We start from the raw sequence: 20,690 nt of genomic DNA, 5'->3' as shown, positions 1-20,690 counted from the left end.
TTCAGTAACAGATCTCCCATGGTGCACTTGCGTGGCGCCATGGGAGTCTTTACGCTCATGGTGCAAACCAAAAGGAATTTACTATGCTTACAGCTATACCCCGGGTCTTAAAAGAATCTGCTTTGGTTAAATCTCTCTTCCTCTCCACCCTTTTCGCATTCCTGGGCTGCACCGACGATGGTTCCACCGGGGCAGGGGATGATCCTTCCACCAACGCCTCGGTGAAAGTGACGGCTACCATAGACGTGACCAAGCGGTTCCAGAAGATAGACAACTTTGCCGCCTCAGACGCCTGGTCCTGCCAGTTTGTGGGAAATTGGCCCGAAAACAAGAAGAACGCCATTGCTGACTTGCTGTTCAGTACCGCCTCTGATGCCAACGGACAGCCCAAGGGAATAGGTTTGTCTTTGTGGCGGTTTAACATGGGCGCCGGCAGTACTCAGCAAGGTGAACAAAGCGGGATCAGAGATGAGTGGCGCCGTGCCGAGTCTTTCCTAGACAGTAACGAAAGCTATAACTGGCAGCGCCAAGCCGGGCAGGTTTGGTTCCTGAAAGCCGCCCAGGCCCGCGGCGTAAGTAAGTTCCTGGCTTTCCCCAACAGCCCTACCGTGAACCTTACCCGCAACGGGAAAGCGTATGCCTCCAACGGCAATCCCAACCTTGACCCCGCCAAATTTGAAGCCTTCTCTGATTACCTCGCCGATGTGATCCAGGGCATGCAACGGGTGCATGGCATCACAATGGACTACATCAGCCCGGTGAATGAACCGCAGTGGGACTGGAGCGATGGCGGACAGGAGGGAACCCCTTTCATGAATGAGGATGTGGCCGGCATTGTCCGGGCGCTGAACACCTCCTTGGCCAGAAGAAACCTACCCACTAAAATAGACATAGCGGAAGCCGGCAAGATAGATTACCTCTACCAGCAAGCCGATAAACCCAACCGCGGAAACCAGATTGACGCTTTCTTCTCCAAGAGTTCCCCGCATTACGTGGCAGACTTACCCCACGTGAGCAAGGTGATCTCCGGGCACAGCTATTTTACCACCTCTCCCCATGACCAGGCCGTAGCCAGCCGGAAACAGTTGGCCAGCAAAGTGGCCGAAGTGCCGGGTCTGGAGTTCTGGCAGTCTGAGTACTGCATCCTGGGCGACAATGCCGGCGAGATAGACGGCAACAAGCGCGCCTTGGGCATTGACCCAGCCATTTACCTGGCCCGCGTCATCCATAACGATTTGGTAGTAGCCAATGCCACTGCCTGGCAATGGTGGCTGGCCATCTCGCCCTACAACTACAAAGACGGCCTCATTTACATTGACCAGAACAAAACCGACGGCAATTACTATGACAGCAAGATGCTGTGGGCCCTGGGTAATTACAGTCGCTTCATCCGGCCGGGGGCTGAGCGCGTGGACCTGCAGGTAGCCGGCAATAACAAAGGAAACGATGCCTTGCTGGCCTCAGCTTACCTGGACACGGAGCAGAAGAAGCTTGTGTTGGTGGCCATCAACTCCAGCATTTCTCCTGTGCAGCTGAACATGCAACTAAAAGGTGCCACCCTCCGCAACATCAAGCCCTACGTCACTTCTGACAAGGAGAGCCTGAAGCCAGGTGCCACCTTGGAAAAGCAGGAAGACATCACCCTGGCGCCCCGCTCCATTGTCACCTTCGTGGCCGATGTGCAGCTTTGATAAAGCCAGGATTTAATGCCTGTTTTCAGGAAAACAGCCTCAAAACGGCTCCAGAGGAAAACATCAAATCAAAAGAGACAACTTGAAAGAATAGCATCATTTAATTCCCCTATAAATGAGAAATAGAATTTTACTCGTCTTCTTCACCACGCTGTTGATGTATACCTCGCAGGTATTCGCACAGCAGCCGCGCACCAAGGCGCTCTTCAACGACAACTGGAAATTCCACAAAGGCGACGTAGCCAAAGCCGAGGCGGTTGGTTTCTCTGATGCGCAATGGCGCAGCCTGGACCTGCCGCATGACTGGAGCATTGAAGGGCCTTTCAGCCAGGAATGGGCTAGCGCCACCGGTTATCTGCCGGGCGGCATAGGCTGGTACCGGAAGACCTTCAAAGTGCCCGCTGCCCAACAGAACAAACAACTCTTCCTCTACTTTGACGGGGTTTACAAGAACAGCGAAGTCTGGATCAACGGCCATGCCTTGGGCAAAAGACCTAACGGCTTCACGCCCTTTCAGTACGAGATCACCAAGCACCTGAACAAGACCGGAGACAACGTGGTGGCGGTGAAAGTGGACCATACCCAGTTCGCCGATTCCCGGTGGTATACCGGCTCTGGCATCAACCGGAATGTCTACCTCGTGGCAGTAGAGCCCGTGCACATCAGCCTATGGGGCGTGGCGTTTACTACCCCGGAGGTATCCGCGGCCAAGGCGTTGTCCAACGTGAAAGTATCGGTGACCAATGCTTCCGCCAAAGCAGCCGATGTACAGGTGAAAGCCGAGTTGCTGGACAAAGGAGGCAAGGTGGTGAACCAGGCCCAGAAGCAGGTAAGCGTCACCGGCGGGAAAGAAGCCGAAGCGGCCTTGTCCTTCCAGGTGAACAACCCCAAGCTGTGGTCGGTGGAGCAGCCTGCTTTGTATCAGTTGCGGGTATCTTTGTTCGTGAACGGCAAAAAGACCGATGAGACCGTGGAGCAGGTGGGCTTCAGAAGCATTGCCTTTGATGCGAACAAAGGTTTCTTCCTGAACGGGAAAAACATGAAACTGAAAGGTGTCTGCATCCATGATGATGCCGGCGCTTTGGGCACGGCGGTGCCGGAGGAAGTTTGGGAAAGAAGACTCATCACCCTGAAAGAAGGTGGCGTTAATTCCCTGCGCATGAGCCACAACCCCCACGCCGATTACCTCTATGACCTCTGCGACAAACTGGGCTTCCTGGTACAGGACGAGGCCTTTGACGAATGGGAAACCGGTAAAAACAAATGGATTGCCGGTTGGAACGTAGGCACCCCGGGCAAAGACGGCTACCACGAGCATTTCAAGGAATGGGCCGATAGAGACCTGGCGGAAATGATCCTGCGGAACCGCAACCGGCCTTCTATCATCATGTGGAGCATCGGGAACGAGATTGATTACCCCAATGACCCTTATTCACACGAGGTGCTCAACACGGGCAACAACCCGCAGATTTACGGCAAAGGCTACCAGCCCAACAATCCGCCGGCCAGCCGATTGAGCGAGCTGTCCAGGCATCTGGTGGAGGTGGCGAAAAAGCATGATACTTCCCGGCCTATCACGGCGGCCCTGGCCGGGGTGGTGATGTCCAATTTCACCGATTACCCCAAAGTGCTGGACATTGTAGGCTACAACTACCAGGAGCACCGCTACCCTGAGGACCACGCCAAATACCCAGACAGAATCATTTACGGCAGCGAAAACGGCATGCGCCTGAATGCCTGGGCCGCCGTGGACACGAATGACTATATTTCGGCGCAGTACCTCTGGACCGGTATTGACTATATGGGCGAGGCAGGAAAATGGCCCAGCCGCAGCAACGGCGCCGGTCTGCTGGATCTGGCCGGATTCAAGAAGCCCGAGTATTTCTTCCGGCAAAGCCTGTGGTCAGACAAACCTATGGTGTACATCGGGACCTCTCCGGTTCCTAAGAACCAGGACAACGGCATCTGGAGCCACCGGAGGGCAGACCCCACCTGGAACTGGAAAGCCAACGACAGCGTGCGGGTGAGTTGCTTCACGAACGCCGATGAAGCAGAACTCTTCCTGAACGGCAAATCGCTGGGCAGAAAATCGCTGGCCCAGAGTCCTCAACGCTCGCTATATTGGGACTTTGTGTATGCGCCCGGCGAGTTGATGGCCAAAGCCTACAAGAACGGGAAAGAGGTAAGCCGTGACGTGTTGGTTACCGCCGCCGCCCCCGCCGCCATCCAGGCCAAAGCCGACAAGAAAACCCTGACCGGAAAAGGCGTTGCGCATGTGGAGATCAACGTGGTAGACAAGAACGGCAACCTGGTGTACGGCGCCGAAAACGAGATGACCTTCACGGTAGAAGGACCCGCCAAGATCCTGGGCCTGGAGAACGGCAGCCATTCGGGCCTGGAGAACTACCAGTCTGAGAAGCGGAAAGTGCTGCGCGGGAAACTGCTTGCCTACGTGCAGGCAACCCAAAAACCCGGAAAAGTCAAGGTCACCATCCAGTCGCCCGGCCTGACGCCTCAAACGGTAGAGTTTACGGTAAAACAGGCCCAAAACGGAATGTCAGGTGGCGCCAGTTCAGCATCGGTGAAATAAAGATTGCGAGATTAAGGCCAGGAATTCTGTCCATTTAACAGCGTGGGAGGCTCTATCCAAAAGAGATTCCCCAACCATAGAAGTACCTATTTACAACTCATTTTTACAAAATTGCCCATGATACGCACGCGAAAGTTACTCGCTCTTTGTCTCCTCTTCCTGTCACAGTTCGCGGTGGCACGGCAAGGGGTCAACGAATGGGAAAACCCCAAGGTGTACGAGCGGAACAAGGAGAAACCCCACGTGGACTTCATGCTGTACGCCAACGCCGCAGACGCCCGTAAAAACGATTACAGCACGTCTCCCTACCATCAGTCCCTCAACGGAACCTGGAAGTTCTCCGTCGTGAAATCAGTGGCTGAGCGGCCTCAGGATTTCTACAAGCCTGGCTTCGATGACAGTAAGTGGGCCAACATTCAGGTGCCGTCTAACTGGGAGCTGCAGGGCTTCGATATTCCCATCTATACGAACCTGAAGTACCCTTTCCCGCCCAAGCCGCCGTACATCGACCAAACCTATAATCCGGTAGGAACCTACCGCCGCAATTTCACCCTGCCCGCCGCCTGGAACGGGCAGGAAGTGATGCTGAACTTCGGGTCTATCTCCGGGTACGCGCGGGCGTTTGTGAACGGCCAGGAAGTGGGCATGACCAAAGCCGCCAAATCGCCAGCGGAGTTCAACGTGACCCGGTTCCTGAAACCCGGCGAAAACCAACTGGCGGTGCAGGTGTTCCGCTGGCACGACGGCAGCTATCTGGAAGACCAGGATTTCTGGCGCCTGAGCGGTCTGGAGCGCAACGTGTACCTGCAGGCCCTGCCCAAACTCACCGTCTGGGATTTCTTCCTGAAACCCGATCTGGACAACACCTACAAAAACGGGTTGTTCAGCGCTGAGGTAGACCTGCGCAAGTTCGCCGGCAAGACCGCAGACAAAGCCACTGTGCTTTTGGAGCTGTTTGACAAAAACAACGCGAAAACGTTCTCCCAGGAAAAGAGCATCAGCACGAAAGGAACCGGTAAGCTGCAACTCAAATTCAACGGCACCCTCAACAACGTGCTCACCTGGAACGCCGAACAGCCCAACCTCTATGACTGCGTGATCACCCTCAAAGACGCCAACGGCAAAACCATAGGCGTAACCGGCAGCAAAGTGGGTTTCCGCAAGGTGGAGCTGAAGAATTCGCAGATGCTGGTGAACGGCGTGCCCGTGCTGTTCAAAGGCGTGAACCGCCACGAGCATGACGAGGTGAACGGCCGCACCCTAAGCCGGGAGTCCATGGTGAAAGACATCGAGTTGATGAAGCTCTACAACGTCAACGCCGTTCGCACCAGCCATTACCCCAACGATCCCCTGTGGTACAAACTCTGCGATGAGTACGGCCTGTACCTGGTAGACGAAGCCAACATCGAGAGCCACGGCATGGGCGCCGAGTGGCAAGGTAAATTCGATAAAAGCAAGCACCCGGCCTACCTGCCGGAGTGGGCTCCCGCGCACATTGACCGCATTGAACGCCTGCTGGAGCGCGACAAAAACCACGCCTCGGTGGTCATCTGGAGCATGGGCAACGAGTGTGGCAACGGCCAGGTTTTCCATGACGCCTACAAGTGGATCAAGACCCGCGACAACTCCCGCCTGATCATGTTTGAACAGGCCGGCGAAGACTGGAACACCGACATTGTGGGGCCCATGTACCCCAACATCAAGGACATGAAATCCTACGCTGCCGCTAAAAAGGAGCGCCCTTACATCATGTGCGAGTACTCGCACGCCATGGGTAACAGCAACGGTAACTTCCAGGAGTACTGGGACATCATCAACAGCAGCAAGCACATGCAGGGCGGCTTCATCTGGGACTGGGTAGACCAGGGCATCAAAACCAAGAACGACAAAGGCGAAACCTTCTGGGCCTACGGCGGAGACCTGGGCAGCGACCACCTGTACAACGACGAGAACTTCTGCGCCAATGGGGTGGTATCGGCTAACCGTACGCCCAAACCGGGCCTGAACGAGGTAAAAAAAGTGTACGCCGGCGTGCAGTTCAACGCCAAAGACGCCCGCAAAGGCGTGATCACCGTGACCAACCAGTACGGCTTCACCGACCTGAACCAGATCGCCTTCAGGTACCAACTGATCAAAAACGGGGTGGTGCAGAAAGAAGGCGATTTTGCGGTGACGGCGGCTCCGCTGCAAACCAAGGAGGTGACCTTGCCTTTGCCGGCTTTCAATCCGCAACCGGGCGAGGAGTATTTCGTGAATGTGTTCGCCTACACCAAAAACGCCAGTGCGTTTGTGCCGGTCGGCCATGAGGTAACCCGCGACCAGTTTGCCATCAATGAGAAAGCCTATTTCACCAAAGCCACTGCCGAGGGGAAACTGAAAACCAAAGCCAAAGGCGACAAGCTCACCTTCACCTCAGGTAACGTGTCTGGCGAGTTTGACCTGAAGACCGGGAAACTGGCCTCTTTTCAGAAAAACGGCCTTAGAACGATAGAGAAATTCCCGGAGCCCTACTTCTGGCGCGCCGCCACTGACAACGACTTCGGGAACAACATGCCGGAGAAACTGGCGGCCTGGCGCAACGCCCACCAGAACATGAAAGTGGTCAGCGTGGAGGTGGGCAAGCGCCTAACCCAGGGTCAGCCTCTCAAAGTGGTGTACGCGCTTACCGACAAGCAGATTCCTTACACCGTGGACTACCTCATCCAGAACGACGGCTCGGTGCAGGTGACCGCTTCTATAGACATGACCGGAATTGAGATGCCTGAGTTACCCCGCTTCGGGATGCGCCTGCAACTGGATGACAAATACGAGAACCTGCAGTACTACGGCCGCGGACCCTGGGAAAACTACAGCGACCGTAAGTTCTCCTCACTTGTGGGTCTGTACAAAGACAAGGTAGAAAACCAGTACTACCAATTCTACATCAGGCCGCAGGAAAGCGGAAACAAAACCGATGTGCGCTGGGTGGAACTCACCAACAACGCCGGCAACGGCATTGTGGTGGAAGGCCTGCAGCCCATCAACTTCACCGCCCTGAACTACCTGGCCGAGGACATTGACGAAGGTCCTAAAAAGATCAACCGCCACCCGGTAGACCTGAAGAAGCAGGATTTCGTGAGCCTGCACATTGACTTGGCGCAAAGAGGCCTAGGCGGTGATGACAGCTGGGGACGTCTGCCGCACGACCCTTACCGGTTAACGGAGAAGAAATACACCTACAGCTACGTCATCCGGCCTGTTACCAAGGAAACGTCCAAGCTGACCATCAAATGAGAAGGTTGAAAGGGTGCCTTTTCCTTTTACTGTGGCTGGCGGGGAGTACCTCCCTGCCAGCGCAGAAGAAGGAGCATTCATCGGGGAAAACACAGCGGCTTGAGTTAGCCCAAGGGTAGGTTCATCCGCTCAGCAGTGATTCATGGTTGGTCATTTACATACATTCATAAAAGCTTTTTCCCATTTCCTCGCCGTGGCGTTGGTGCTGGGTGCCCTTTCCTGCCGATTTTCCAAAAACGCCGCTGAAACGAAAGGCAGTGATGTGAAGATTACCCACGTGTCTGACGGTTGGGCGAATAACTCCGTGAACGTGGTGGCCTTCCGGAAAAACTCGCTGGTCACCTTTAAAGATACGCAGTACACCGCCTGGTATGCCGCCGACCGCTCGGTGATGCTGGCCAAACGCAAAAGCGGGGCCGCTACCTGGGAGATCCAGAAAACCAGCTTCAAAGGCAACACCGCCGATGCCCACAACACCATCAGCATTATGGTAGACGGCAAGGGTTTCCTGCACCTTTCCTGGGACCACCACAACAACCCGCTCAATTACGCCCGCAGCGTGCGCCCCGGCGCCCTGCAGATGACCGAGAAAATGCCCATGACGGGCCAGCGCGAAAAAGTGGTCTCTTACCCTGAGTTCTACCGATTGCCCAACGGCAACCTCCTGTTCTTCTACCGCGACGGCGGCTCGGGCCAAGGTAACCTGGTCATCAACGGCTATGACACCAACACGCAGGAATGGACGCAACAGCACAGCAACCTCATCAATGGCGAGGGGAAGCGCAACGCCTACTGGCAAGCCTACCTGGACAAGAAAGGCACCCTCCACGTGTCCTGGGTGTGGCGCGAGAGCCCCGATGTAGCCAGTAACCATGACCTGGCCTATGCCCGCTCACTTGACGGCGGCAAGACCTGGGAGAAATCCACCGGCGAAAAGTACACTCTGCCCATCACCGAAGCCACCGCCGAAAAAGCCCTGGTGATTCCGCAGAACAGCGAACTCATCAACCAGACCTCCATGGCTGCTGATGAGGAGGGGAACCCCTTCATCGCCACGTACTGGCGGGAGGCGGGATCTACCATTCCGCAGTACCATCTGGTGTACCACACCGGCAAGACCTGGCAAAAACTGGCGCTGGATTTCCGGGAAACGCCTTTCAGCCTGAGTGGGGTGGGCACCAAACGCATTCCCATCGCGCGGCCGCAGATCATGGTGAAAAACGCCGGCGAGAAAGCATCGGTGCTCCTGATTTTCCGGGACGAGGAGCGGGGCTGCAAAGCCTCGGCGCTGGTCATCAATAGAATGTCAGACCCTAAATGGATTATTCAGGATTTAACCCCGGAATCACTGGGTTCCTGGGAGCCCACCTATGACACCGAACTCTGGAAGGATAAGCAGATCCTGAACCTGTTCGTGCAGAAAGTAGACCAGGTAGACGGGGAGGGACAGGCCAAGATCGCGCCGCAGCCCATCCAAGTGGTGGAGTGGAAGCCGAAGTTTTAAGCCTGTTTTCCGAAAAGTATAGATAAACCGGGGCTGTTCCCCGCATGGAATAAGCATGATTCAAAAGAACACCATTTTAACGCTGTTGCTGCTCTTGGGCACCTGGGCTACCTCTGGGGTGGCCAAGCACAGGCACCCTTTGCTGCCGGCCTCCAAAAAAGAAGTAGCCGACCAACTGAATAAAGCCAACGCCTACTGGCAGAGCACCAACCCCACGCCCGGTTGGGCTTTCTGGGATGTGGCCGCCTACCACACGGGCAACATGGAAGCCTATAAAATCACCAAAAACGAAGCTTACCGCCAGTACTCCGAGGTCTGGGCCGAGCAGAACCAGTGGATGGGCGCCAAGTCAACCAGCAAAGCTGATTGGAAATACTCCTACGGCGAGAAAGACGACTACGTGCTGTTCGGGGACTGGCAGATCTGTTTCCAGACCTACATTGACCTTTACTGCCTGGATGGCGCCAATGACGACCGCAAAATCGCCCGCGCCCGCGAGGTCATGGAATACCAGATGGGCACGCCCCAAAACGATTACTGGTGGTGGGCCGATGGCCTCTATATGGTGATGCCCGTCATGACCAAACTGTACCGGGTCACCGGAAACAAACAGTACCTGGAGAAACTGCACGACTACCTGAGCTATGCCAACTCCATCATGTATGACGAAGAGGAGAAACTCTACTACCGCGATGCCAAGTACGTCTACCCCAAACACAAAAGCGCCAACGGCAAAAAGGATTTCTGGGCCCGCGGTGACGGTTGGGTGTTTGCCGGTTTAGCCAAGGTTCTGCAGGATCTGCCCAGAAAAGACCCGCACCGCAAAGAGTACGAGCAGCGCTTTAAAGACATGGCCAGCGCCATCGCCCGCTCGCAGAGACCCGAAGGCTACTGGACCAGAAGCATCCTGGACCCGGCGCACGCGCCCGGACCGGAGACCAGCGGCACTGCCTTCTTCACCTACGGTTTCCTGTGGGGCATCAACAACGGTCTGCTGGACAAAAAAGAATACCTGCCCGGGGCGGCCAAAGGCTACTATTACCTGACCAACACCGCGTTGCAGCCCAACGGCAAGATCGGCTACGTGCAACCCATCGGGGAGAGAGCCATCCCCGGGCAAGTGGTAGACGTGAACTCCACCACCGGTTTCGGGGTAGGGGCCTTCCTGCTGGCTGCCTCGGAGATGTACCGGCTGCTGGATTAGGTAAATCCCAGGTAGCGTGTTTTAACCCCGATTTCCTGAAAACAGCTCTAAAACGGCTTTGCTGGAAATACCTGATGAACCAAGAGATCAAAAGAATCAAACATATTAACTCCATGCGGTACCGTGCCAGTGTTCTTCTGCTGATTGTCTCCATGTTGTTCAGTACCCATCTGTGGGCGCAGTCAGAGACGAATCCTGCAAAGGCGGGAGCGGGCCGGAAAACCTTCCAGGTCATCAACCCTGACTTCAAGACCAGTCCGCACACGGGCATGACCCGCCAGCACTGGAAAGACGCGGCGCACTACCTGCTGGAGGGCGCGTTCCAGTACGTGAAGACCGTGGAGGACCCTATGGTGTTCCCCAAGCAACCCGGCAAAAGCTACCCGCTCGACGGCGTTCATACGCCCACCGAGATGCTGGAAGGCCTCTGCCGCACCCTGTTTGTGGCGGTGCCCCTGCTCAAGGAAAACCCCAACCTGCAAATCAACGGCATAAAAGTAGCCGACTATTACCGGCGCCAACTGGTGAAACTGACTGAGCCCACCAGTCCTACCTATGTGAAACCACGGGCAGCTGATGGCGGACCGAGCCAGATTCTGGTGGAGTTCGGCGGATTGGCAGTGTCATTGTTCTATGCTCCGGAAGTTCTCTGGAAGCCGTTGACCGCTCCCCAAAAAGAGGCTTTGGCTAAGACCATGCTCAGCTACGGCGATGGTCCTACCGTGGGTTCCAACTGGCGGTTCTTCAACATCTTCGTGCTGAGTTTCTTCAAGGAGCAGGGCTACGGGGTAAACGAGAAGCTGATGCTCGAATACCTGGATCAATCGCTGGAGCAGTACCGCGGCCAGGGCTGGTACCATGACAGCCCTGCCTACGACTACTACAGCATGTGGGCCTTCCAGATGTATGGACCGCTTTGGTCAGAGTTCTTCGGGAAGAAGCATTACCCCGAATACGCCGCCCGTTTCTTGGCCAATTTCAAGGAACTGGATGAAAACTACCCGTACCTGTTCAGCCGCGACGGCAAGATGATCATGTGGGGCCGCAGCATCGCTTACCGCTTTGCCGCCGTGGTGCCCTTTCCACTTATGAGCCTGGTGCAGGAAACCGGCACCAATTACGGCTGGATGCGCCGGATCGCCTCGGGCACCCTACTCCAGTTCCTGCAGAACCCTGATTTCATGGCCGCCGATCACATTCCCACGTTGGGTTTCTACGGCGCCTATGAACCGGCCGTGCAGATCTATAGCGCCCGCGCCAGCGCCTTCTGGATGGGCAAAGCGTTTCTGGGTTTGCTCGTGCCCGAAGGCAATCCGTTCTGGACCGCCGTGGAAAACGAGGGCGCCTGGGAGAAAGAACTGACCAAAGGAAAGGTCTACAACAAGTTTCAGGAGGGTTCCAAGATCCTCATCACCGATTACCCCAACCTCAGGGCTTCTGAGGTCCGGGCCTGGTGCCATGAAACGGTCGCCAAAGACTGGCAATTGTTCCGGTCCACCGAGAACTACAACCGCCTTTCCTACCACAGTGCTTTCCCCTGGCAGGCCGATGGCCCCAACGGCGAGGTGGCCATGAACTACGTGGTCAAAAATAAGAAGAACCAGTGGGAGGCCTTCCGGCTCTACACCTTCAAAAAGTTTGAGAACGGCATCTATTACCGCGATGTGGTGCTGGAGACCGACGAGAATGTTCGCTTCAGCTTAGCAGATATTCCCTTGCCCAACGGCATCCTGCGGGTAGACCGGAACCTGAGCAAAGAGGCGGTGCAGGTGCGACTGGGCCACTACGCGTTGCCGCAGAAAAACGGACCCAGCAAAAAAGAAACCCGCCAGGTGAAAGGCCACCAGGTGCAGATCATTGACAACGGCGAGTACCAACTGGCCATGGTCTCGCTCAAAGGTTGGGACGGTCTGGAAAACCTAAACACCACCGGTCTGCACCCCGAAAGCCAGGAAAGCACGCTCCTGAACGCCACCGATAACTTCCAACCCGGGCAAAAGGCAGACCCCTATGTAATCCTCATGCTCTGGAAGAAATCCGGGGAGAAATGGACCGAAGACGAGTTGGTGCCCGTGCAGAAAATTGAGCATTCTTCTAAGGACCAAAGCATCACGGTCTCCTTCAGAAAAGGCGAGAAGAAGATTGTGCGGTTTGATTAGATCATCACAGAACTAGAAAACAAAAGCTTGCGGCCCTCGGGCGAAGCACCTCATCATAAGTTTACAGAAGTACAACCATGGTTCAAGACATCATCACCACCTTTCAGAAACTCTACAACCAGGAGCCCATCGTGATCCGCTCGGCGGGCCGGGTGAACCTCATCGGGGAGCACACCGACTACAACGAGGGCTTCGTATTGCCCGCCGCCATCGACAGGGAGCTCTACTTCGCCATCGCCCCGAACGGGACCACCTCTATGCGGGCCTATTCTTTTGACCTGCACGAGAGGGGTACCTTCAACCTGGAACAGGTGGCACCCACCCAGACCGCCTGGGCCAATTACCTCCTGGGCGTGGTGGCGCAGTTCCAGAAAGCGGGGCACACGGTGCCGGGCTTTGACCTGGTGTTCGGGGGCAACATCCCCATGGGCGCGGGGCTTTCCTCCTCGGCGGCAGTGGAATGCGGCCTGGCGTACGCGCTCAATCATCTCTTCGGTTATGGACTGGAGAAGATGGAACTGGTGAAGATGGCCCAGAAGGCCGAGCACGAGTACGCCGGGGTGATGTGCGGCATCATGGACCAGTTCGCCAGCATGTTCGGGAAGCGCAACCACGTCATAAGACTGAACTGCCGCTCCTTGGAGTACCAGTACTTTCCCTTTGACATGCGGGACTACCGCCTCGTGCTCTGCGACACGCAGGTGAAGCACTCGCTGGCCTCCAGTGAATACAACACCCGCCGTCAGGAATGCGAAACCGGCGTGGCCCTGCTGCAGAAACACTACCCACAGGTGAATAGCCTCCGCGATGTATCCCTGGAAATGCTGGAGGAGCACAAAGACGAGTTTAACCCCGTGGTGTACCGCCGCTGCACTTACGTGGTGCAGGAGAACCTGCGGGTGGAGCAGGCCTGCCTTGACCTGGAGCGTGGTGATCTGAAAGCCTTCGGGCAGAAGATGTTCGCCTCACACCAGGGCCTGCAGCACGACTACGAGGTGAGCTGCCCCGAGCTGGACTTCCTGGCCCAGGTGGCGCGAGGGTGCGAAGGCGTGTTGGGTGCCCGCATGATGGGCGGCGGCTTCGGGGGTTGCACCATCAACCTGGTGAGACTGTCCGGACTGGAGAAGTTCACCGAGACCGTAGAGAAAGCCTACCTGCAGCAATTCAACCGTTCGCTGCCCATCTACATCGCCCGCATTGTGGACGGCACTGGTTTGGTGCAGACCGCCAAACCCGAGGCCACCGGCAGAGAGGCCGAGTGGACCCGCTAGTTTCAGGCCCATTTTCAGAAAAACAGGCTTGAAATCCGGCAATATTACCTCAATCACCCAAACAGAACCTATGACAACCTTCGATATCACCGAGCACTCGCACCGCCGCTTCAACCCGCTGTTAGGGGAGTGGGTGCTGGTCTCGCCGCACCGTTCCAAGCGCCCCTGGCAGGGCCAGCAGGAGTCTACCGAGCAGGACACCCGCCCCGCCTACGACCCCACCTGCTACCTCTGCCCGGGGAACGTGCGCGCCAACGGCGAGACCAACCCCCAGTACCCCTCCACCTTCGTCTTCACCAACGACTTCGCCGCCCTGCAGGCTGACAGCCCCTCGGGCTCCTTCACTACAGGAGGCCTGCTGCAGGCCCAGAGCGAGCGCGGCATCTGCAAGGTCATCTGCTTCTCGCCCCGCCACGACCTGACCCTCTCGGACATGGAGACCGCCGAGATCAAAAAAGTCGTGGACCTGTGGCAGGCGCAGTACCTGGAGCTGGGCGCCATGGAGGAGATCTCCTACGTGCAGATCTTCGAGAACAAGGGCTCTGTGATGGGCAGCAGCAACCCCCACCCGCACGGGCAGATCTGGGCCCAGTCCTCCGTGCCCGGCGACCCGGCGCAGGAGACGGTGCAGCAGGAGAATTACTTCCAGGAAAACGGCCGCAGCCTCCTCTCCGATTACCTCGCCCTGGAACTGGAGGAGCACACCCGCATCGTGGCACAGAACGGGCACTTCGTGGCGCTGGTGCCTTTCTGGGCCGTGTGGCCCTTCGAGACCCTCGTCATCCCCCGCCGCCACTTCGGGCACCTGGGGGAGATCTCGGAAGACGAGAAGCTCGCCTACGCCGACATCATGAAGCGGCTCTCCTCAGTGTACGACCGGCTGTTCCAGACCTCCTTCCCGTACTCGGCGGGCATCCACCAGGCGCCCACCGACGGCAAGGACTACCCCGGCTGGCACCTGCACATGCACTTCTACCCGCCGCTGCTCAGGTCGGCCTCGGTGAAGAAGTTCATGGTCGGCTACGAGCTCATGGCCGAGCCCCAGCGCGACATCACCCCCGAGAACGCCGCCGAACGCCTCAGGGCCCTGCTGTAGGCTGCCGTCGGGATTTAGATAAAAATGAAAAGACCAGGATGAAGTACAGAAAGAAGTTACAAGTGAAGGGCAAGTATATTTTAATGGCAGTCGTGTGGTTGGCCGTAGTGGCCTGTTCACCCGCTCCCCTGCAGAGAACAGGGAAGCAGGGAGGCGGCTGGCAAACGCTCTTCAACGGCAAGGATCTGAAAGACTGGACCGTGAAGATTCACCACCATGAAGTGGGCGACAATTATGCCCAGACTTTCCGGGTGAAGGACAGTGTGTTGCAGGTGAACTATGATGACTACGGAACCTTTAATGAACGCTACGGGCACCTGTTTTACAAAGCTCCGTTCTCTTCTTTCCACCTGAAATGGGAGTACCGCTTCACCCACCAGTGGTTGAAAGATGCGCCTTCCTACACCTACCGGAACAGCGGCATTATGTTCCATTCACAGAGCCCGCAGTCCATTCTGAAAGAACAGGATTGGCCTATCTCCGTGGAGTTTCAGCTGCTGGCGGACGCCGGAGACGGCAAACCCCGCCCCACCGGGAATATGTGCTCCCCGGGTACCGATGTGGTATACGAGGGCAAAATAGATGACCGGCACTGCATCAACTCTTCCTCGGCTACCTATGCGTGGGATCAGTGGGTGAAAGCCGAACTGATTGTACTGGGAGATTCCTTGGTGACGCACCTCATCAACGGTGACACGGTGCTGCAGTATACCCGTCCGCAGATCGGGGGAGGGGTAGCCAACAACTATGACCCCAAAGTAAAGCAGGATGGCGAGCGCCTGACACAGGGCTACATAGGCCTCCAGAGCGAAGGCCAGGGAATTGAATTCAAGGATATCAAGATCAAGCGATTAGACTAGGAAAGAACGCTGCAGGACGGGAGGTTCATGCCGTTTTTAAGGGTGTTTTCCCCAAATGAGACTTAAACCTGAATAGCAGATTATTTTATGCGCCATAAAGATTGAACCGATGTAACAGCCACCAATAAGTATCCCCCAGAAATAACCGGATGCGGCAGGTACTTTTCCCTCGGGAAAAAGAGGAGGAAGATGCCGGCATCAAAAGCTTACCCTTTACCATTAACTTACCAGTAATAATGAATCAAACCAGGTCTAAACTTTACATACTGCTTCTCTTGCTTCTGCTCAGCCTCACCGGACAGGCCCAGCAGCTCAACGGGAAGCCTGGCACCTTTACCGTCGGGAACAAGGAGTTCCTGCTCAACGGCAAGCCCTTCGTGATTAGGGCGGCGGAGCTGCATTACCCCCGTATCCCGCGTGAGTACTGGGAGCACCGCATCAAGCTCAGCAAGGCCATGGGCATGAACACCATCTGTATCTACCTGTTCTGGAACCTGCACGAGCAGCAACCGGGCCAGTATGATTTCAAAGGCCAGAACGACGTGGCCGAGTTCGTGAAACTGGCCCAGAAAAACGGCATGTACTGCATTGTGCGGCCCGGCCCGTACGTGTGCGCCGAGTGGGACATGGGCGGCCTGCCCTGGTGGCTCTTGAAGAAACAGGACGCTCAGGTGCGCACCCTGCAGGACCCCTACTTCATGGACCGCACCAAGCTGTTCCTGAAAGAGGCGGCCAAACAGCTGGCTCCGCTGCAGATCCAGAACGGCGGGAACATTCTCATGGTGCAGGTGGAGAACGAGTACGCCACCTTCGGCGACGAGCAGGCCTACATGGAGGCTACCCGCGATGCCGTACGTGAGGCCGGTTTTGACAAGGTGCAGCTTTTCCGCTGCGACTGGCCCTCCAACTTCAACAAGTACAAACTGGAAGGAGTGGCCACCACCCTCAACTTCGGGGCGGGCACCAACGTGGAGGAGGCCTTCAAAACCTTCAAGGAGCTGAACCCCACCGCGCCGCTGATGTGTAGCGAGTACTGGTCCGGCTGGTTTGACCACTGGGGCCGTCCGCACGAGACCCGTTCGGTGAGCAGCTTCATCGGCAGTCTGAAAGACATGATGGACCGCCGGATTTCCTTCAGTCTCTACATGGCCCACGGCGGAACCACCTTCGGGCAGTGGGGCGGGGCCAACGCGCCACCCTACTCGGCCATGGCCACTTCCTATGATTACAACGCGCCGGTAGGCGAGCAGGGCAACACCACTGAGAAATTTTTCGCCGTGCGCGACCTGCTCAAGAACTACCTGCAGGAAGGCGAGACACTGGGCGAAATCCCCACGGCTAAACCCATCATCGAGATCCCCGCTTTCAACCTGACCAGGAGTGCGGCCCTGTTCTCTAACCTACCAGCTGCCAGGAAAACCGAGAAAATCCAGCCCATGGAGAACTTCGACCAAGGCTGGGGCCGCATCCTGTACCGCACCACCCTGCCGGCCTCGGCTTCCGGGCAGAAGCTGGTGATCACTGAGGTGCATGACTGGGCCAACGTGTTCGTGAACGGGAAGTCCATCGGTAAGCTGGACCGGCGCCGGGGCGAGAACACCGTGACGCTGCCCGCCTTCCAGGGAGATGCGCAGCTGGACATCCTGATTGAAGCCACCGGCCGGGTGAACTACGGCAAGGCCATCATCGACCGAAAAGGCATCACCGAAAAAGTGGAACTGAACGACGGCCGGAAGAACACTGAACTCAAAAACTGGCTTGTCTACAACTTCCCCGTGGATTATAAATTCCAGAAGAAAGCGAAGTTCAGGAAAGGCACCGCAGAGGGCCCGGCTTGGTACCGGGGCACGTTTGAGCTGAATGAGACCGGCGACTCGTTCCTGGACGTGAGCAAGTGGGGCAAAGGCATGGTGTGGGTGAACGGGCAGAATCTGGGCCGTTTCTGGGAAATCGGGCCGCAACAGACGCTGTTTGTGCCGGGCGTATGGCTGAAGAAAGGCCGCAACGAGGTGGTAGTGCTGGACGTGGACCAACCGGAGGCGACCACCATCACGGGCTTGAAAGAGCCTATCCTGGACCAGCTTCGGGCCGAGGAGTCTCTGACGCACCGCGCCAAAGGGCAGACCCTGGACCTAGAAGGGGAGAAGGCGATGGCCACGGGCTCGTTCCCGGCGGGCAGCGCCTGGCAGGAAGTGAAATTTGATAAGGCCGTGCAGGGACGCTACCTCTGCTTCGAGGCCCTGTCTTCGCAGAAATCCGATGATCCTTATTCCTCTATCGCGGAGCTGGAGCTGGTGGACGAGAAGGGGAACCCGATTTCCCGCCTGAAATGGAAAGCCGTCTACGCCGACAGCGAGGAGGTGACCGGCGCCAACAACGCCGCCGACAAGGTCTACGACCAGCAGGAATCCACCTTCTGGCACACCCAGTACTCCGGCGATAAACCCAAGCACCCGCACCAGCTGGTGATTGACCTGGGCGAGAACGTGACCGTGAAAGGCCTGCGCTACTTGCCCCGGTCAGACAAAAACACGGGCGGCATGATAAAAGACTACCGCATCTATCTCAAGACTAGCCCCTTTAAAATGTAAGACACTATGAAAATGCCCCGAAGGGAAGGCTGGCCGGCTTTCTCTTCGGGCTTTCCTGTTTCAGAGAGGTTTCAATAAAAATAAGTTATAAACCGCTTCGTCTGGGCTGGATGTCACTTTCCCAGATGAAGCATTTCTTAAGAACTCCACCACCACATGAACAAACAACTTTCCAGAAACCTGGCGAAAAACTGGGCGGCCTTTTGCCTGGCCATCGGGGTATTGGGCTCAGCCTGCTCTCCGCAGGTGGTAAAAAAATCCGGGTCTGAGCAAACGGGGGCAGAACAGAGTGCCCCGCAGGAGAAGTACAGCGGGTATCTCTTCACGTACTTTACCGGCAATGACAAAAGCGAAGAGGCCATCCGGTTTGCGGTCAGTCCAGACGGCTATCATTACCGCGCGCTCAACGGCAATAAACCCATCATCTCTTCAACCCAGATCAGCTCCACCGGTGGCGTGCGTGATCCGCATATCCTGCGCGGCGCCGACGGCAAAACCTTTTACATGGTGGTGACCGACATGGTATCTGCCAACGGTTGGAGCTCTAACCGGGCCATGGTGTTGCTCAAATCCACGGACCTGATCAACTGGACCTCCAGCGTGGTAAACATCCAAAAGAGATTTGCCGGGAACGAGAAACTGCTGCGCGTGTGGGCCCCGCAGACCATCTATGACCCCGAGGCCAAAAAGTACATGGTCTACTTCTCCATGAAGCACGGCGACGACCCCGATAAAATATATTACGCCTACGCCAACCAGGATTTTACCGATCTGGAAAGTGAGCCCAAGCAACTGTTTTTCAGCCCCACCAACGGCGCGGCCATTGACGGAGACATCGTGCTGAAAGACGGCAAATACCACTTGTTCTTCAAAACCGAAGGCGAGGGTTCGGGCATTAAGATCGCGGTGTCTGATAAACTGACCGGCGGCTACGTGTTGCAGGACAAATATGTGCAGCAGACCAAAGACCCCGTAGAAGGGGCTGGTGTGTTCAAACTTATCAATGAACCCGGCTACATCCTGATGTACGATGTGTACACCAAAGGCCGTTACCAGTTTACCAAAACCACCGACCTGCAGAACTTCACGGTAGTGGACACGGAGGTGTCCATGAACTTCCATCCGCGCCATGGTACCGTCATTCCCATCACCACCAGAGAATACGAGGCTTTGGTTTCCAAGTGGCTGACGGCAGAAGAAGTGCTGCTTACCGCCAAAGCGCCCGAGCTGAAGCGGTTCAACGTGGCCTTGGACTCCGCTAAAAGAACCCTGCATCTACCGGTAAAACCCGGTACAAACCTGGCTTCCTTTAAACCGCAGTTCGATTCTTTTCCGGGCGTGACTGTTTCTCCTTCTGCGGCCGATTTTTCAAAAGGAGGTGTAAACTACACGGTGGAAATTAAAGGGAAACAACCCCAGACGTTTGCCGCTACTACCCGCGAAGACCATAACCCGGTACTGGATGGCTTCTTCGCCGATCCAGACATCATTTACGCAGAAAAGACCGGCAAATACTACATCTATCCTACCAGCGACGGGTTCAACGGCTGGTCGGGGACCTACTTCAAGACCTTCTCGTCTACTGATCTGGTGAACTGGAAAGATGAAGGCGTGATCCTGGATTTGCCCAAAGACGTGAGCTGGGGAAAAAGAAACGCCTGGGCTCCGGCCATCATCGAGAAGAAAGTAAATGGCCAGTATAAGTACTTCTATTACTTCACGGCGGCCCAGAAGGTAGGCGTAGCCGTATCGGATAGCCCCACCGGCCCCTTCGTGGATTCAGGGAAACCGCTGGTAGATAAACTTCCGCCAGGCGTGAAAGGCGGCCAGCAGATTGACCCCGATGTGTTCACTGACCCGAAGACCGGCAAGAGCTACCTGTACTGGGGGAACGGCTACATGGCCGGGGCCGAGCTGAACGCCGATATGGTGTCTATCAAACCTGAGACCATCAAAGTCCTGACCCCAGATAACACCTTTAGAGAGGGAACGCACGTGCTCTTCCGCAAGGGCACCTACTATTTCCTGTGGTCAGAAGACGATACCCGCAGCGAGAACTACCGGGTACGGTACGGCACCTCCACCTCGCCGTTGGGCAAGATCAAGGTTCCCGCCAATAACCTGGTCATCGCCAAAGACCCGGCCTCCGGGATTTACGGCACCGGGCATAATTCCGTAATTCAGGTGCCCGGCAAAGACGAGTGGTACATTGTCTACCATCGGTTCAACTACCCCAAGGGCATCACCATGGGCGATGCCGCCGGCTTCAACCGCGAGGTGGCCATTGACAAGATGGAGTTCAACGCAGACGGGACCATCAAGCCGGTGAAGCCTACCCACGGAGGAGTCAAACCCCTGCGGTAACCTTAAGCCTGATGCCGGAGGAATATTGCCTAATTAGCAGTATCTTTTTGACTTGTAGATTCCTCTGGTTTTCCTCAATCATTACCT

11 protein-coding genes are annotated in these 20,690 nt (G+C 56.3%); all 11 read left to right on the top strand.

Annotated features, from left to right (window positions below; genetic code table 11):
• Positions 1–83: 83 nt before the first annotated feature.
• On the top strand, positions 84–1,691 hold the full coding sequence (locus J3P34_RS08310) for a glycoside hydrolase (RefSeq protein WP_210487803.1): 1,608 nt from the start codon (positions 84–86) through the stop codon (positions 1,689–1,691).
• A gap of 115 nt (positions 1,692–1,806) precedes the next feature.
• Complete coding sequence (locus J3P34_RS08305; protein ID WP_210487802.1) at positions 1,807–4,281, top strand: glycoside hydrolase family 2 TIM barrel-domain containing protein; 2,475 nt, start codon at positions 1,807–1,809, stop codon at positions 4,279–4,281.
• A 117-nt stretch (positions 4,282–4,398) separates the two neighbouring features.
• The gene (gene lacZ / locus J3P34_RS08300) at positions 4,399–7,554 is read left to right on the top strand and encodes a beta-galactosidase, LacZ type (protein WP_210487800.1); all 3,156 of its coding nucleotides are present in this window, start codon (positions 4,399–4,401) and stop codon (positions 7,552–7,554) included.
• Positions 7,555–7,696: 142 nt separating this feature from the next.
• Positions 7,697–9,058: a BNR repeat-containing protein gene (locus tag J3P34_RS08295; RefSeq protein WP_210487798.1), complete on the top strand. Its 1,362-nt coding sequence runs from the start codon at positions 7,697–7,699 to the stop codon at positions 9,056–9,058.
• A 55-nt stretch (positions 9,059–9,113) separates the two neighbouring features.
• Positions 9,114–10,262 (top strand): glycoside hydrolase family 88/105 protein, encoded by a 1,149-nt coding sequence (locus tag J3P34_RS08290; RefSeq protein ID WP_210487796.1) that lies wholly within the window; start codon positions 9,114–9,116, stop codon positions 10,260–10,262.
• Positions 10,263–10,336: 74 nt separating this feature from the next.
• The gene (locus J3P34_RS08285; RefSeq protein WP_210487794.1) at positions 10,337–12,421 is read left to right on the top strand and encodes a DUF2264 domain-containing protein; all 2,085 of its coding nucleotides are present in this window, start codon (positions 10,337–10,339) and stop codon (positions 12,419–12,421) included.
• A 77-nt stretch (positions 12,422–12,498) separates the two neighbouring features.
• Positions 12,499–13,692, top strand: coding sequence for a galactokinase (locus J3P34_RS08280; RefSeq protein ID WP_210487792.1), 1,194 nt, complete (start codon positions 12,499–12,501; stop codon positions 13,690–13,692).
• 70 nt (positions 13,693–13,762) lie between these two features.
• Positions 13,763–14,788: a UDP-glucose--hexose-1-phosphate uridylyltransferase gene (locus J3P34_RS08275; protein WP_210487790.1), complete on the top strand. Its 1,026-nt coding sequence runs from the start codon at positions 13,763–13,765 to the stop codon at positions 14,786–14,788.
• A 38-nt stretch (positions 14,789–14,826) separates the two neighbouring features.
• Positions 14,827–15,648, top strand: a complete 822-nt coding sequence (locus J3P34_RS08270; RefSeq protein WP_246853600.1) for a 3-keto-disaccharide hydrolase — start codon at positions 14,827–14,829, stop codon at positions 15,646–15,648.
• 236 nt (positions 15,649–15,884) lie between these two features.
• Positions 15,885–18,239: a beta-galactosidase gene (locus tag J3P34_RS08265; protein ID WP_210487787.1), complete on the top strand. Its 2,355-nt coding sequence runs from the start codon at positions 15,885–15,887 to the stop codon at positions 18,237–18,239.
• Between the two features lie 156 nt (positions 18,240–18,395).
• Positions 18,396–20,603 carry a glycoside hydrolase family 43 protein gene (locus tag J3P34_RS08260; RefSeq protein ID WP_210487785.1) on the top strand — a complete coding sequence of 736 codons (2,208 nt, stop codon included), beginning with the start codon at positions 18,396–18,398 and terminating at the stop codon, positions 20,601–20,603.
• Positions 20,604–20,690: the final 87 nt, after the last annotated feature.

It is taken from the genome of Rufibacter aurantiacus (assembly GCF_017916345.1).
Classification (GTDB): Bacteria; Bacteroidota; Bacteroidia; order Cytophagales; family Hymenobacteraceae; genus Nibribacter; species Nibribacter roseolus.
Note: the sequence above shows the minus strand (reverse complement) of the source record. Positions and strands in the feature narration are given on the sequence as shown.

Bases quoted from the DNA above. Each gene is read 5' to 3' on its own strand.
- J3P34_RS08310 (WP_210487803.1), top strand. From the start codon at position 84: ATGCTTACAGCTATACCCCGGGTCTTAAAAGAATCTGCTTTGGTTAAA.
- J3P34_RS08290 (WP_210487796.1), top strand. From the start codon at position 9,114: ATGATTCAAAAGAACACCATTTTAACGCTGTTGCTGCTCTTGGGCACC.
- J3P34_RS08275 (WP_210487790.1), top strand. From the start codon at position 13,763: ATGACAACCTTCGATATCACCGAGCACTCGCACCGCCGCTTCAACCCG.
- J3P34_RS08260 (WP_210487785.1), top strand. From the start codon at position 18,396: ATGAACAAACAACTTTCCAGAAACCTGGCGAAAAACTGGGCGGCCTTT.
- J3P34_RS08280 (WP_210487792.1), top strand. From the start codon at position 12,499: ATGGTTCAAGACATCATCACCACCTTTCAGAAACTCTACAACCAGGAG.
- J3P34_RS08270 (WP_246853600.1), top strand. From the start codon at position 14,827: ATGAAGTACAGAAAGAAGTTACAAGTGAAGGGCAAGTATATTTTAATG.
- lacZ (WP_210487800.1), top strand. From the start codon at position 4,399: ATGATACGCACGCGAAAGTTACTCGCTCTTTGTCTCCTCTTCCTGTCA.
- J3P34_RS08305 (WP_210487802.1), top strand. From the start codon at position 1,807: ATGAGAAATAGAATTTTACTCGTCTTCTTCACCACGCTGTTGATGTAT.
- J3P34_RS08265 (WP_210487787.1), top strand. From the start codon at position 15,885: ATGAATCAAACCAGGTCTAAACTTTACATACTGCTTCTCTTGCTTCTG.
- J3P34_RS08295 (WP_210487798.1), top strand. From the start codon at position 7,697: ATGGTTGGTCATTTACATACATTCATAAAAGCTTTTTCCCATTTCCTC.
- J3P34_RS08285 (WP_210487794.1), top strand. From the start codon at position 10,337: ATGAACCAAGAGATCAAAAGAATCAAACATATTAACTCCATGCGGTAC.